The organism is Methyloceanibacter sp., from assembly GCF_041573655.1.
In the GTDB taxonomy this organism is placed as follows: domain Bacteria; phylum Pseudomonadota; class Alphaproteobacteria; order Rhizobiales; family Methyloligellaceae; genus Methyloceanibacter.
Genome location: NZ_JBFFQD010000050.1, coordinates 1 through 13793, shown reverse-complemented (window position 1 = coordinate 13793; position 13793 = coordinate 1). Strand labels below are relative to the sequence as shown.

15 protein-coding genes are annotated in these 13793 nt (G+C 62.7%); 3 read left to right on the top strand and 12 right to left on the bottom strand.

The features are described 5' to 3' along the window. Positions 1 to 6: 6 nt before the first annotated feature. Positions 7 to 735, top strand: a complete 729-nt coding sequence (locus ABY454_RS10435) for an arginyltransferase (RefSeq protein WP_372930461.1) — start codon at positions 7 to 9, stop codon at positions 733 to 735. A gap of 6 nt (positions 736 to 741) precedes the next feature. Here ABY454_RS10435 and parC read toward each other — a convergent pair whose 3' ends face one another. The 12 genes from parC to folK all read right to left on the bottom strand — a co-directional run bounded on the left by parC (position 742) and on the right by folK (position 12118). Continuing rightward, entirely contained in the window at positions 742 to 2997 is a 2256-nt protein-coding gene (parC, locus tag ABY454_RS10430) for a DNA topoisomerase IV subunit A (protein ID WP_372930457.1), read from the bottom strand. A gap of 31 nt (positions 2998 to 3028) precedes the next feature. Continuing rightward, positions 3029 to 3526, bottom strand: coding sequence for a CAP domain-containing protein (locus ABY454_RS10425; protein WP_372930456.1), 498 nt, complete (start codon positions 3524 to 3526; stop codon positions 3029 to 3031). Between the two features lie 160 nt (positions 3527 to 3686). Further along, positions 3687 to 4427 (bottom strand): DNA repair protein RecO, encoded by a 741-nt coding sequence (gene recO, locus ABY454_RS10420; protein ID WP_372930454.1) that lies wholly within the window; start codon positions 4425 to 4427, stop codon positions 3687 to 3689. 14 nt (positions 4428 to 4441) lie between these two features. Further along, positions 4442 to 5359 (bottom strand): GTPase Era, encoded by a 918-nt coding sequence (gene era / locus ABY454_RS10415; RefSeq protein ID WP_372930452.1) that lies wholly within the window; start codon positions 5357 to 5359, stop codon positions 4442 to 4444. Further along, a complete protein-coding gene (rnc, locus tag ABY454_RS10410) occupies positions 5352 to 6065 on the bottom strand; it encodes a ribonuclease III (RefSeq protein ID WP_372930451.1) in 714 nt (237 codons plus the stop codon). Before rnc ends, era begins: the two co-directional genes overlap by 8 nt. Before the next feature lie 4 nt (positions 6066 to 6069). Continuing rightward, entirely contained in the window at positions 6070 to 6825 is a 756-nt protein-coding gene (gene lepB, locus ABY454_RS10405; protein WP_372930449.1) for a signal peptidase I, read from the bottom strand. Between the two features lie 94 nt (positions 6826 to 6919). Next, the gene (gene acpS / locus ABY454_RS10400) at positions 6920 to 7330 is read right to left on the bottom strand and encodes a holo-ACP synthase (RefSeq protein WP_372930448.1); all 411 of its coding nucleotides are present in this window, start codon (positions 7328 to 7330) and stop codon (positions 6920 to 6922) included. After that, positions 7330 to 8118, bottom strand: coding sequence for a pyridoxine 5'-phosphate synthase (locus tag ABY454_RS10395; protein WP_372930446.1), 789 nt, complete (start codon positions 8116 to 8118; stop codon positions 7330 to 7332). The genes acpS and ABY454_RS10395 overlap by 1 nt, the downstream gene beginning before the upstream one ends. Next, a complete protein-coding gene (locus ABY454_RS10390) occupies positions 8115 to 8657 on the bottom strand; it encodes a DUF2062 domain-containing protein (RefSeq protein WP_372930444.1) in 543 nt (180 codons plus the stop codon). Before ABY454_RS10390 ends, ABY454_RS10395 begins: the two co-directional genes overlap by 4 nt. A gap of 118 nt (positions 8658 to 8775) precedes the next feature. Continuing rightward, on the bottom strand, positions 8776 to 11001 hold the full coding sequence (locus ABY454_RS10385) for a bifunctional (p)ppGpp synthetase/guanosine-3',5'-bis(diphosphate) 3'-pyrophosphohydrolase (protein ID WP_372930443.1): 2226 nt from the start codon (positions 10999 to 11001) through the stop codon (positions 8776 to 8778). A gap of 102 nt (positions 11002 to 11103) precedes the next feature. After that, complete coding sequence (rpoZ, locus tag ABY454_RS10380) at positions 11104 to 11514, bottom strand: DNA-directed RNA polymerase subunit omega (RefSeq protein WP_372930442.1); 411 nt, start codon at positions 11512 to 11514, stop codon at positions 11104 to 11106. Between the two features lie 88 nt (positions 11515 to 11602). After that, a complete protein-coding gene (gene folK, locus ABY454_RS10375) occupies positions 11603 to 12118 on the bottom strand; it encodes a 2-amino-4-hydroxy-6-hydroxymethyldihydropteridine diphosphokinase (RefSeq protein WP_372930459.1) in 516 nt (171 codons plus the stop codon). A gap of 124 nt (positions 12119 to 12242) precedes the next feature. Here folK and ABY454_RS10370 point away from each other — a divergent pair, with 124 nt between their 5' ends. Both ABY454_RS10370 and ABY454_RS10365 read left to right on the top strand, forming a co-directional pair. Beyond that, positions 12243 to 12860 (top strand): NYN domain-containing protein, encoded by a 618-nt coding sequence (locus tag ABY454_RS10370; RefSeq protein ID WP_372930440.1) that lies wholly within the window; start codon positions 12243 to 12245, stop codon positions 12858 to 12860. A gap of 53 nt (positions 12861 to 12913) precedes the next feature. After that, entirely contained in the window at positions 12914 to 13603 is a 690-nt protein-coding gene (locus tag ABY454_RS10365) for a uracil-DNA glycosylase (protein ID WP_372930438.1), read from the top strand. Positions 13604 to 13793 lie beyond the last annotated feature (190 nt).

Genomic DNA, 13793 nt, shown 5'->3' with positions numbered 1-13793 from the left:
TGGCCCGTGACAGAGCACAAAAGTAACTTTCCGGAGTTCTACATCACAGCTCCGCAGCCCTGCCCATATCTGCCAGGGCGGCTGGAGCGAAAGCTCTTCACGCATCTCACGCACGACAAGCCCGACTTTCTCGTCGACAATCTCTTGAAGGGCGGCTTCCGGCGCAGCCAGAACATCGCCTACATGCCCTATTGCGATGCCTGCTCGGCGTGCGTGCCGGTCCGCATCTTGGTGGATCGGTTCGAGACGCGGCGCTCGCTGAAACGCATCGCGCGGGCCAATGACGATCTCGTCGCCACGCGCATGCCGGCCGCGCCGAGTTCGGAACAATATGCGCTGTTCCGCGACTATATCGAGGCACGCCACGCCGATGGCGGCATGGCCGAGATGAGCGTGCTCGATTACTCGCTCATGGTCGAGGACAGCGTGGTGGAGACGTTCGTCACCGAGTACAGGCTGAAGCCGGACGAGACGGGCGACACGCCCCTGATCGCCGTGGCGCTGTGCGATCGCTTAAGCGACGGCATCTCCATGGTCTACAGCTTCTACGATCCCGACATGGCCGCGCGCAGTCTCGGAACCTACATGATCCTCGACCATGTGGAATTCGCGCGGCGCCAAGGCTATCCGTTCGTCTATCTCGGCTATTGGATCGAGGGCTCGCGCAAGATGCGTTACAAGGAGCGCTTCCAGCCGCAAGAACGGCTTACCGCCAAAGGTTGGGTTCGCGACTAGAGGCGCTCAGAAGCGCTCGCCGAACGTTCCCGATTTTGGAAAGCCTCGCGGCGGCAGGCGGCCGGCCTGTGCGCGGGCGCCCCACCAATCGCGCAGCTCGGACGGCTCAAAGAGAAAGTTGCGGCCCGCCCCAACCGTGTAGGGCAGCCCCTCCTTCTTGGTGAAAATCTTGGCGTCGGCCAGACCGCCATCCTTGTAGCGTTGCAGGCGCACGCCCTTGCCGCGCGGCATCTCGGGCAGTTCCTTCAACGGGAACAGCAGCAGCTTCCGGTTCTCGCCGATGACCGCGACGCTGTCGCCCTCCACCGGCGCGCATACGGCCGCCTCGTCGTCGCCCTTCACGTTCAAGACCTGCTTGCCCTTGCGGGTCATGGCGACGACGTCGTCCTCGGTCACCACAAAACCATAGCCGCTTGTGGATGCCACCAGAAGCTGGCCGCCCGGTTCATAGACGAACAGCTCGACGCAATCGCCCGCGTCCTCGATGTCGACCATGAGGCGGAAGGGCTCGCCGTGCCCTCTGCCGCCCGGCAGCTTGTCGGCGGCGAGCGAATAGAACCGGCCATTGGTAGCGAACAACAGCAGCGTATCCGTGGTTTGCGCAAGCACGAAGCTCTTCAGCCGGTCGCCCTCCTTGAACGAAAGGCTCGAGGGCTCGGTGTTGTGACCCTTGATCGAGCGGATCCAGCCCTTCTCCGACAGCACGACAGTGATCGGCTCTTTCTCGATCATCGCCTCGGCGAGCTCGATGGCGACGTCTTCATCCGGCGCTTCGGCGAAGCTGGTGCGGCGCTTGCCGACTTCCGTCTTCTGCCCGAACTGCGCTTTCACGTCCTTGATCTCGTCGGAGATGCGCTTCCACTGCTTGTCCTTCGAGCGAAGCAGCGCATTCAGTCCCTTTCGCTCTTTGGTGAGATCCTCGTTCTCGCGCTTGATCTCCATCTCTTCGAGCTTGCGCAAGGCACGCAGGCGCATATTCAAAATGGCCTCGGCCTGCACCTCGGTGAGCTTGAAGGCCTTCATCAATGCCGGCTTGGGCTCATCCTTCTCCCGGATGATCTTGATGACCTTGTCGAGATTCAAATAGACGATGAGATAGCCGGCGAGCACTTCGAGCCGGTGGTCGATCTTGGCGAGGCGGAACTTCGAGCGGCGGACCAAGACTTCCAAACGGTGATCGAGCCATTCCCGCAACACTTGCCGCAAGCCCAGCACGTTCGGGATCTTGCCGTGGCTCAACACGTTCATGTTGAGCGACACCCGCGTTTCGAGTTCCGTCAGCTTGAACATCGACTCCATGAGCAGCGCCGGGTCCACGGTGCGGCTCTTGGGCTCAAGCACGAGCCGTACGTCCTCCGCGGACTCATCGCGAATGTCGGCCAGCAGTGGCAGCTTCTTGGCTTGCAACAGTTCGGCGATGCGCGCGACGAGACGCGCCTTGGGCACTTGATAGGGAATCTCGGTGACCACGATCTGGTAGCCGCCGCGGCTGGTGTCTTCCTTGTCCCAACGCGCACGTAAACGGAACGCACCGCGGCCGGTCTTGTAGGCGTCCACGATGTTCTCGCGCGGCTCGACGATGATCCCACCCGTAGGCAGATCGGGTCCGGGCACGAACGTCACCAGCTTATCGGCGGTCGCCTTCGGAAACTTGATGAGGTGCAGCGCGGCGTCGCACAGCTCGCCGGCATTGTGCGGCGGAATGTTCGTCGCCATGCCGACCGCGATCCCGGCCGCGCCGTTGGCCAGCAGATTCGGGAAGTTCGCCGGCAGGACGGCCGGTTCCAGCTCGCGGCCATCGTAGTTGGCGCGGAAGTCGACCGTGTCCTCGTCGATGCCTTCCAAGAGGCGCGCCGCGACATCCGTCAACCGCGCCTCGGTGTAGCGGTCGGCGGCGGGGTTATCGCCGTCGATATTGCCGAAGTTCCCCTGCCCGTCGATCAGCGGGTAACGCACGGCGAAGTCTTGGGCGAGACGCGCCAGCGCGTCGTAGATCGCTTGGTTTCCATGGGGATGGAAGTTGCCCATGGTGTCGCCGACGATCTTCGCGCATTTGCGGAACTCGCCTTGCGGCCCGAGCCTGAGCTGCTGCATGGCGTAGAGCAGACGCCGGTGCACGGGCTTCAGCCCGTCGCGCACATCCGGCAGCGCCCGGTGCATGATCGTGGAGAGCGCGTAAGCGAGATAGCGCTCTTCCAGCGCATCTCTCAGATTGACCGGCTCGATAGGCCCCGAATCAGGGGGCGTTGCGCGTTTTCCCATGCCCCGCGCTTAGCGCATCGAACGGCCTCGCTCAAGGCACGATGCGCTCCGGGATGGCACTCTTCTCCTTTGGGCGCTTCTTCAGGCAGCTCCGGTCCATGAAGATTTGGACTTCGGTGTAGACCCAGCGGCGCTTGTGCTTCCAGCCGATGACACCGATGCCGATCTCGTAGGACCGCGAGCGCATCGAGCGCGCATGCCCGGGAGAGCGCTTCCAGAAGTTCATGGCCTTTTCCATGGCCTCTTCCACGGTCGCCCGTTCCTGAGAGGTCCAGGACTTGTGCCAGTTCTCCCAGACGTGACAGACATCCATGCCATGGGCCTTGAGCCGGTCCCGCGCGCTGCGTCCGTCCGCCCGGTGGCCGGTCTTATCCGTCCGGGCAAGATATCCCGCGTAGTCGCGCGCAACTTTCGAGGCATTGGGACTGAGGCGCACGGCCGGCAGGTCATGCTCCGCGCGATAGGCGTTGGTCGCGTCCAAAATGATCGTTCGCGCGTTTGCTGGCACCGCGAATTGTTGCGCGTTCAAGGGTGCGGCGCCCTCGAGTTGTGCCGCCCCGATGCCCAGCGATACAAGCAGCGAAGCTGCCCCGGGCCTCTGCCTGGTAACGCTCGCCATAACTCTCTCCCTAGAAGTGCCATGCTAGCACATCCCTAGGTAGATACGCAGCTGCCGGCCGTAGAGGCCACTAGGCGGACAGTGCGGCGTTGCGAGGACGCTGTAACAGGTCGAGAAGCCTGGACCTGGCGGCCGGTATAGCCAGCCCATGAGGCTCGAGCACGTCCCGCTCCAGGAAGAAGCCGGTCAGCGCGAACCCGGCCAAGATGTCCGGCGCGCTCAGAGGTGCGCCTTGATCCAACAAGAAAGCCGGCAATGTGAGGAGGCGTTCCTTGTAGGCCTCTCCCCCTTCGCGCGATACGGCTCTCCCGGAGCGTGGCGACACATAAGCGAGATCTTCGGTGACGCCCGTGGCGGCGCAGGCGCTGAGATCGAGCCCAAACCCGAGTTCTTGCAGCAGCTGAAACTCCCAATAGACGAGCAGCGCCGGCCAGATGTCCGGTTCGCCGAAGGAGCGCAGCACGTGGAGGGTCGTGGCATAGAGCTCGGGGTGCGGATCGCGCTCCGGCAGAAGCTTTGCGAGCTCCCCCAGAGTGCCGATGGCGGCGAGCGCGCGGGCGTCGTCCAACGCGCGGGCGCCATGGGCCTCCATCAGTTCGACGTTGTAGCCGCCCAGATGCTCAGACAGGCGCGCGCGCCAGGTTACGCCCACCAGATTGCCGGGCTGAAGCGTGGGCCGGATGCGCCGCGAGCCGCCGCCGCGCACGAGCCCCAGATGACGGCCGTGTTCCAGGGTCAAGATTTCGGCGATCAGGTTCGCCTCACCGAGCGGCTTGCCGCTCAAAAAAATGCCTTCGTCGCTCCAGTCCATGGGCCCAGCTTGGCCTATCCCTTCGGATAGTCCAGGCCCATCTCGCGGAAGCGCTCCGGATCTTCGCCCCAGCGCTCGCGGACCTTCACGAACAAGAACAGGTGTACGGGAACGCCTGCCACCTCGGCGATCTCGGTGCGCGCCGCCTGGCCGATCTCCTTGATCATGGCGCCTTTGGCTCCCAGCACGATGCGCCGCTGGTTCTCACGCTCCACATAGATCGTCTGCTCGATGCGGACATTGCCGTCTTTGAGTTCCTTCCACTGCGCTGTCTCCACGGTGAGCGCGTAAGGCAACTCTTCGTGAAGCCTGAGGAACAGCTTCTCGCGCGTGATCTCCGCGGCGGTCTGGCGCAACGAGGCGTCCGACAACTGGTCCTCGGGAAAGAGCCACGGGCTTTCGGGCACCGTCTTGGCGAAATAGGTCTTCAGGTCCTCAACGCCGTCGCCGGTCAGCGCGGACACCATAAACACGTCGGCGAAGGTCTTCAGCGCGAGAAGATCCGACGTCAGCCTCAACAGGTCGGGCTTCTTCACGAGATCGATCTTGTTGAGAATCGCGATGGTGGGCCGTTTGATCTCGGGCAGATGCTCGACGATGGGTGCGAGCTTGTCGTCGAGCCCGCGTTTGGCGTCGATCACGAGTGCAACGATGTCGGCATCGCCGGCGCGGTCCCAGGCCGCTTGCGCCATGGCGCGGTCGAGCCTGCGTTTGGGCTGGAAGATACCGGGCGTGTCGACAAGGATGATTTGTGCATCGTCCTGAAGCATGATCCCGCGCACGGGGCCCCGCGTCGTCTGCGCCTTATGGGTGACGATGGAAACCTTGGTGCCAACCAAGGCATTGGTGAGAGTCGATTTGCCGCTGTTCGGCGCGCCGATCAGCGCCACGAACCCGCATCGCGTCGTCCTGTTCTCGTTGTGCTCACTCATCGTCGGACGTCCCCCATACGCCTTCGCGTTCGAGCATGGCCTGCGCCGCCGCCTGCTCCGCCTGGCGCTTGCTGGTGCCCTCGCCGCGCTCCGGCTCGACGCCCTCGACCTGCACCTCGGAGGTGAATCGCGGCGCATGATCGGGTCCTTCGCGCGCGATCTCCACATAGGACGGCAGCGGTAATTGCCGCCCTTGCGCCCATTCCTGAAGCACCGACTTGGCGTCCGACGCGGCGTCCTCCAACTCGCCGAGAAAGGGCGTCCAATTGTCATCGACGACAGTGCGCGCCACCTCGTAGCCGCCGTCGGCGAACAGCGCGCCGAGCACGGCCTCGCAAGCATTGGCGAGGATGGTCTTCTTGCGGCGGCCGCCGGAGCTCGCCTCTCCGCTGCTCATGACGATCAGGTCCCCGAGTTGCCAGCTTTGCGCAACCTCGGCGCAGGTTTCCGTGCGCACCAGATGATTGAACCAGCGGGCCAGCTCTCCTTCGCTCGCCTCCGTAAAGCGGTGAGTGAGAATCTCCGCCACCGAAAGTCCGAGCACCCGGTCACCGAGGAACTCAAGGCGTTCGTTGTCGTCGTTCGGCTTGCCGCCAGGCCGCGCGCTGGAATGCGTCAAGGCAAGCTCAAGGAGCGCGGGGCTGGCGAAATCGTGCCCGAGCCGGGCGCAGAGTTGACTGTGATCGGTGGTCCGCCGTTTGGCCAAGGCTTTAGTGCACCGCCTCAAACATTCGGTTCCAACGCACGTCGGTGGGCCAGCGCCAGACTTCCCAGAAGCTTGCATCCTCATCGATGGAGAAGAAGATGACTTGCGCCTTGCCCACCAAATTCTCAAACGGCACGAAACCGACCTCGGAAAGGAACCGGCTGTCGGTAGAGTTGTCGCGGTTGTCGCCCATCATGAAGAAATTTTCCTCGGGCACTTTGTAGACCTCGGTGTTGTCGCCGAAACCGTCACTGACGAGGTCGAGCACGGGATAGCTCACGCCGTTGGGGAGTGTTTCCTTGTAGCGCGCCATGTTCCGTTGGCGGCCAGACGGCCCGGTCACCACATAGTCGTCGACCTTCACCTTCTCCACGGCCTTGCCGTTGATATGCAGCACGCCATGGATCATTTGGATCTCATCGCCGGGCAGGCCGATGACGCGCTTGATGTAATCCGTCTCGTTGTCGCGGGGGAGTTTGAAGACAACGACGTCGCCGGGTTTCGGCTCCCCGGCCAGAATGCGCCCCGAGAACAGGTCGAAGCCGCCTGGGAATGAGTAGCGGCTATAGCCGTAGCTGTATTTCGAAACGAAGAGATAATCGCCGATCAGAAGAGTCGGGATCATGGAGCCAGAGGGGATATTGAACGGCTGAAACAGAAATACGCGCACGATCAGCGCCAGGATCAGCGCATGAATGATGATGCGGACCGTTTCCCGCGCGCTGCCTTTTGCTTCCACCTTCTCGGCGCCTACGCTCATCAGGCGGCTCTCCTTGATTTCAACACCCGTTCAGCCCCCATCGCCCGGAGGACAGGGGCCCCTATAGCCCCTCCTCAAGGTTCAAGCAAACGCCTCAATCGCGTGCCGGGAACTTCAAGGCCGAGATGATGACGATCGCCTGCGCGCTTGGGAAATCGTCGGTGATGGTGAGGTCGATGCGCGCCTCATGCCCGTTCGGTATCAATTCGCGAAGCACCCGCGCGGCGCCTCCCGTGAGCTCCAGAGTGGGCCGGCCTGAAGGCAAATTTACGACGCCCATATCCCGCCAGAAGACCCCATGGCGAAAGCCGGTGCCAAGGGCTTTGGAGCAGGCCTCCTTGGCCGCGAAACGCTTTGCGTAGGACGCCGCGCGCAGCGTCCTTCCATCTGACTTCCGGCGCTCAATGTCGGTGAAGACCCGGTCCAGGAATCGCTCCCCGAACCGCTCGATGGTCTTCTCGACGCGCCGGATATCGATAACGTCGTTGCCAAGGCCGATAATCATCACGCCAAATCCACGTTCTCGATCGTGCGCACCTGCGTTGCCGCCTGCCGCCCTTTGTCCATTGCTTGGCGCATTTTCCGCACAGTTTCACCCAGCCCTTCGAACACCGCGCCGCCGACAAGAAAGTGACCGATATTCAGCTCGACGATCTCCGGTAGGGCGGAAATGGTTTCCGCCGTCTCGTAGTTGAGCCCGTGGCCAGCATGGACTTCCAGCCCGAGGCCGTGCGCCAGCTGAGCGCCTTCCTTGATGCACTGCCACTCGGACTCGGCGTCCGTGCCGCGGCCGTCGGCAAGTGCATCGCACCAGGCGCCGGTATGAATCTCGATGGCCGGCACGCCAAGGCGCGAGGCGGCTTCGATCTGGCGCCCTTCGGCGGCAATGAACAGGGAGACCTGAATCCCAGCATCGGTTAAGTCGGCGACGACCGGCACAAGCGCGTCGAACTGCGCGACCGCATCAAGACCGCCTTCGGTGGTTCGCTCCTCGCGCCGTTCGGGCACGATGCACGCCGCATGGGGCTTCACCTTGAGGGCGATCGCCCGCATCTCGTCGGTCGCCGCCATCTCAAAGTTCAGCGGACAGTCGAGTTCGGCCATCAAACGCCGAATATCGTCGTCGCGGATATGCCGGCGGTCTTCGCGCAAATGCGCCGTAATGTTGTCGGCCCCCGCCTCAACGGCGAGCTTGGCCGCGCGCAACGGATCGGGATGCACGCCGCCCCGCGCATTCCGCAACGTGGCGACGTGATCGATATTGATGCCGAGCCTGATGGGTGGCGCCGTCATCTTGCATCCATGGCTTCGCGGCCTCGAAGGCTCCGGCGGCGATGCTGATAAGCGTTTACCGCAGGACGCACCAGAAAATAGCTCAGCGCGCCGAGCGCTAAGCCGATTGGCACCGCACCGAGCGTCATCGGTTGGACGATGGGCCAAAGCTGATCGGTCTGAAAGATCTCTTTCGACAAATCGATATGCGGCTTCCCCGCGCCGCGTCCCAGCATCAGACTGCCAACTTCATACGTGATGAACCAGAAAATCGGATAGGTAATGGGATTGCCGATGAACGTACCAAGTACTGCCGCCACGATACTGCCGCCGACGATCCAGGCCACGAGTGAGGCCATAATCAAGTGGAACCCAAGAAATGGCGTACACGAAACGAAGACGCCCGCCGCGAAGCCGAGGGCGACCGCATGGGGCGTGGCGCTCAGGCGGCGTATGCGATGCACGACATAGCGGGTCGAGCGACTCCAGCTGCGGCGCGGCCATAAAGACACGCGCAACCGCTCGAAAAAGCTCTCCGCCTCGCGGCGCCTGAACAGCATAACGACCCTCGTATTAGGACTGTCCGCTGTCGAGCGGCCGGTCCTTCGACGCCTGGAGCCCTACCATATTTGGTTTCCGTTTCTCTATATGCCAGGGGTACGCGGTATTTTGGCGGGCCTAACCGTCCGCCCGGGCCGCGCTGCTCACCACATCCTTCGCCCTGAGGCCGGCCAGGATCTCGTTGAGGTGCGGGAGGTCCCACACTTCCAGATCGATCAGCAATTCGGTGAAGTCTGGGACCCTGTTGGTCAGCTTGATGTTCTCGATATTGCCGTCGCCTTCGCCGATGACCGCGGCGATCTGCGCCAGAGACCCGGGCTCGTTCATCGCCGTCACGGCAATCTTGGCGGGGAATCGCTGCGGGTCGTCCTCGTCGATGTCCCAGGTGACGTCGATCCAACGCTCCGGCTCCTCGTCGAACGCCTTTAACGCGTTGGCGTGGATCGGGTAGATCATGATGCCCTGCCCCGGCGTGAGAATACCGACGATTCGGTCGCCGGGCACCGCGCCACCCTCGGCAAAGTTCACCGGAAGGTCTCCTTGCAAGCCCCGGATCGGGATGCCCCCGGCCCCCGGGGGCCGCGCCTTGCCGCCCGATCCCGGCCAGCGGAACTTCAGCCCCATGACCTTGCCGAGGCCGAACCACCCTTCGTCGGTCCGCTTGATCTCCCGCCGGCGCTTGGGCGGGGCCGGCGGCACGTCCTCAGGAAAGACGGCGCGCAGCACATCGGCGGACGCGAGTTCGCCCCGCCCCACCGCGGCGATGACGTCGTCGGCCGTCTTCTGAGACAGGCGCTTGAGTGCCTTGGTGAGCAGCTCTTCTTCGAATGTCTTGTCGTTCCGCTGAAAGGCGCGGTCGAGAATTTCCCGGCCGAGCTTGCCGTATTGCGACCGCGCTGCGTCGCGGGAGGCCCGTCGAATAGCCGAGCGGGCCTTGCCCGTCACCGCGATGCTCTGCCACGCGACCGGGGGCAGTTGAGCCTTTGAGGTAATGATCTGCACCTCGTCGCCGTTGCGCAGCGCCGTGGCAAGCGGCATGGGCCGGCCATTGATCTTGGCGCCGACGCAGGTGTTGCCGACATCGGTGTGTACGGCGTAGGCGAAGTCGATGCAGTTGGCGCCGCGCGGCAGCGCGATGAGCCGACCTTTCGGCGTGAAGCAGAACACTTGGTCCTGAAACAGTTCGAGCTTGGTGTGCTCGAGGAACTCTTCCGGGTTGTCGCCTTCCAACAATGTCCCGACGAGATGACGCAGCCAACGATAGGCGCTGGACTCTTGCGACAGCACCTTTGACTTGCCGTTGCTGCCGTTGAGATCCTTATAGAGGCCGTGGGCCGCTACACCGTACTCGGCAACCTCGTGCATCATCTCCGTGCGGATTTGCAGTTCGACGCGCTGATGGCGCGGACCGACAACCGTCGTGTGGATCGACTGGTAATCGTTCCTTTTCGGATTGGAGATGTAATCCTTGAAGCGGCCCGGCACCACGTGCCAGGTCGTGTGTACGACGGCCAGCGCCCGGTAGCAGTCCACCACCTTCGGCACCACGATGCGGAATCCGTAAATGTCGGAAAGCTGCTCCAGTGAGATTTGCTTTCGCTCCATCTTGCTCCAGATGGCGTAGGGCTTTTTCTCGCGGCCCGAGGCGACGCCCTTGATCCTGGCTTGCTTCAGCTTGGTGGTGAGCTCGTCCTGAATCTCATCGATCAAGCCCTGATTGCCTTCGCGCAAGATCTTTAAGCGCTCGACCACCGCCGTATAGGCTTCGGGGTTCAGCCAACGGAAGGCATGATCCTCCAACTCGTCGCGCAGCCATTGCATGCCCATGCGGCCGGCCAGCGGCGCATAGATATCCATGGTCTCCTCGGCGATGATTTTCCGCTTCGCCGGCTTCATGTGCTTCAGCGTCCGCATGTTGTGCAGACGGTCGGCGAACTTCACCAGCAGCACCCGGATGTCGCTGGAGATGGCGAGCAACAGCTTGCGGAAATTCTCGGCCTGCGCCGCCTTCTTGGTGACGAGGTCGAGTTTTTTGATCTTGGTAAGACCGTCGACCAGCGTGCCGATCTCAGCGCCAAACAGCGTGTCGATCTCCGCCCGGGTCACGGTCGTGTCTTCGATAGTGTCGTGCAAAAGGGCCGTGGCGATCGTTGCGTCGTCGAGACGCATCTCGGCGAGGATCGCCGCCACTTCGAGAGGATGGGAAAAGTACGGAGCGCCGGACGCGCGCTTCTGATTGCCATGCGCCTTCATGGCGTAGACATAGGCGCGGTTCAGCATCGCCTCGTTGGCGTTGGGTTGATAGCTCAGCACCCGTTCGACCAGCTCGTATTGGCGGGTCATGGGTTGCGCCCGCTTATCGCTGTGGAACGTGACGCGCTATGCGGCAAAGCCCGGTGCGGCGAGGCAATCAAACTTCTGCCACGCCCAAAGATCCGGTCGGCCTCAGCGGGCGCGTGGTCCCGCATTCGAGCCATCCGAGGGCGCCTGGGTCGCCATCCGGCGCAGCAGCTCCTCTTCGGACATCCGGTCGATCTGCGTATCGGTCGACTGATCGTCCTGACCGAGTACAGGCATCCGGGTCTCCGACGAGAGCATCGGCACGGCTTCCGCTTCGGGCTCATCCACTTCGACATATTTCTGCATGGAGTGGATGAAATCTTCCTTGAGGTCGTCGGGAAGGATCTTCTTGTCCGCGATCTCGCGGAGCGCCACGACGGGGTTCTTGTCGTTGTCCCGCTGCACGGCGATCTGGGCGCCGGCGGAGATGGTGCGGGCGCGGTGGGCAGCCAGCAGCACCAGCTCGAAGCGGTTCTGAATCTTGTCGATGCAATCTTCGACGGTGACGCGAGCCATCTGGAAGTCCTTTTGAAAGTGGCCGGATTTAGCCCCTATGTATGCAGTTCGCGGGGTTCTGGCAAGTCGAACCCAGGTCATTAACAAGTTAACGCTTGCCGATCACCTGCCCTTCCCGGCTCCACGCGACGCTCCGCCACACCTCCTGAGCGCTTCTGCGGGTGACGGGGTGCCGCCAGAAGGGGGCCACGTCGAGCAGCGGCCGCAGCACGAAGGGGCGCTTTTCGATCCACGGATGGGGCAAAACCAGCGGTCTGGGCCCTGCCCGTGCGAACCGTGGATGCTTACCCCGCCAATGCCTAACGAGGCCCTTATAGTCCAGGATGTCGATATCGAGGGTCCGTGGGCCCCAGGGGCTTCCCCCCCGGCGCCCCGAGGCGCGCTCGATGGCCTTCAGCACGCGTAAGAGCGCTTCGGGCGGCAGCGCCGTGTCGATCGCGGCGGCGGCATTTACGTAAGCCGGTTGTCGCGCGCGCCCCATCGCGGCTGTTCGGTAATACGGGGAAACCGATATCACAGTGACACCGGCGTCCTGTAATTCCCGCAAAGCCCGCGTGATCGTTTCGGCAGGAGTCCCCCAGGGTCCGGGACTATTGGAACCCAATCCTACCAATACCTGCGCCTTCGCGACCAATTGCCGAGCGTCCTTGCTGTGCCTATCTTGACTAGGGAGTTGTTCGTCTCAGTTCGTTCCCGTCCACTAATTTTTTTGAGCGTTAGGACCCAAGATGAATTTCTATCCAACAGAGCGCATCGCGCTCTTTATCGACGGCTCCAATCTTTACGCCGCCGCAAAATCCCTTTCCTTCGACATCGACTACAAGCGTCTGCTTACGCTCTTCGGTTCAAAGGGTCAGCTGGTGCGCGCGCTCTATTACACCGCCTTGTCCGAGGACCAAGAATACTCCTCGATCCGGCCGCTGATCGATTGGCTCGACTACAACGGGTACACCATGGTGACCAAACCAACCAAGGAGTTCGTCGATGCGGCGGGCCGGCGGAAGGTCAAAGGCAACATGGATATCGAGCTCGCGGTCGATGCCATGGAACTTGCCGAACATCTCGATCACCTCGTTATCTTTTCCGGCGATGGTGATTTCCGTTCGCTGGTCGAAGCGCTCCAACATAAGGGCAAGCGCGTGAGCGTCGTATCCACGCTAACCACGAACCCGCCCATGGTTGCCGACGAGCTGCGCCGTCAGGCCGATCAGTTCATCGACCTTGCGAGCCTGCAGAATGAGATTGGGCGCGATCCGTCCCAACGCACGCAGCGCGAACAGCGGCAGCGCCCCGACGGCGAGCCGCCCACCGATGAGTTCGAGCCCGGCGACCTCATCGAGACCTGATTCGGAGCTTCGCGCGACTTGCGAAGCCTGGCCCGCCAGCCGAGACTGGCGCGGTGACTCTCATTGCGTCCCCTGCGAACCAGCCCGAACCGGCGTCCGACTGCCCGCTCTGTCCGCGGCTGGTGGAGTTCCGTCATGACAACCAGACGGCACATCCGGACTGGTTCAATGGCGCGGTGCCATCGTTCGGCCCCGAGACCGCGCGGCTCCTCATTGTCGGCTTGGCGCCGGGGCTCAAAGGCGCGAACCGGACCAGGCGCCCCTTCCTTGGCGATCACGCCGGCGACCTTCTCTATCCAACGCTTCTCAAGGTGGGCCTTGCCCGGGGCACGCACGATGTCGAGACCCCTGAGGCGCTTCAACTGATCGACTGCATGATCACCAACGCCGTGCGCTGCGTGCCGCCGCAGAACAAGCCCACATCGCAAGAAGTCAAAACCTGCCGGCCGTTCCTGATCGGCCGCATGGAGGCCCTCCCCGATTTGCGAGCGCTGCTCGCAATTGGGCGCATTGCCCATGACAGCCTCATGGATGTCTTCGGCCTCAAGAAGCGTGATTTCCCCTTCTCCCACGGGGCGCGGCACACATTGCCAGGCGGGCTCATCCTGTTCGACACGTTTCACTGCTCCCGCCTAAACACTAATACCGGCCGGCTGACGCCAGAGATGTTCGAGGCCGTGGTCGGAGCCGCTGCCGCGAGCCTTGACGAGGCAAACCTCAGCAAGGCAGGCCCCAAAGACTAATTGCTGACATAGCTCAACTCGGGCATCCTCGATGTCTCCTATTGTTCGTCGAGGAGGTTCCGATGGCCGGAATAGAAATTTCACCGACGAAGGTCGGCTTCGTCATTCTGAAGGCGCGCGAGTACGGCGCGAAGGTCGGCGCTTGGGACGACAGCGCCACGTCCGACCATGATGCGGAGTCGATCCTGGA

Coding starts and splice junctions, on each gene's coding strand:
- parC (WP_372930457.1), bottom strand. CDS start 2,997: ATGGGAAAACGCGCAACGCCCCCTGATTCGGGGCCTATCGAGCCGGTC.
- recO (WP_372930454.1), bottom strand. CDS start 4,427: ATGGACTGGAGCGACGAAGGCATTTTTTTGAGCGGCAAGCCGCTCGGT.
- era (WP_372930452.1), bottom strand. CDS start 5,359: ATGAGTGAGCACAACGAGAACAGGACGACGCGATGCGGGTTCGTGGCG.
- lepB (WP_372930449.1), bottom strand. CDS start 6,825: ATGAGCGTAGGCGCCGAGAAGGTGGAAGCAAAAGGCAGCGCGCGGGAA.
- acpS (WP_372930448.1), bottom strand. CDS start 7,330: ATGATTATCGGCCTTGGCAACGACGTTATCGATATCCGGCGCGTCGAG.
- ABY454_RS10395 (WP_372930446.1), bottom strand. CDS start 8,118: ATGACGGCGCCACCCATCAGGCTCGGCATCAATATCGATCACGTCGCC.
- ABY454_RS10390 (WP_372930444.1), bottom strand. CDS start 8,657: ATGCTGTTCAGGCGCCGCGAGGCGGAGAGCTTTTTCGAGCGGTTGCGC.
- ABY454_RS10385 (WP_372930443.1), bottom strand. CDS start 11,001: ATGACCCGCCAATACGAGCTGGTCGAACGGGTGCTGAGCTATCAACCC.
- rpoZ (WP_372930442.1), bottom strand. CDS start 11,514: ATGGCTCGCGTCACCGTCGAAGATTGCATCGACAAGATTCAGAACCGC.
- ABY454_RS10370 (WP_372930440.1), top strand. CDS start 12,243: ATGAATTTCTATCCAACAGAGCGCATCGCGCTCTTTATCGACGGCTCC.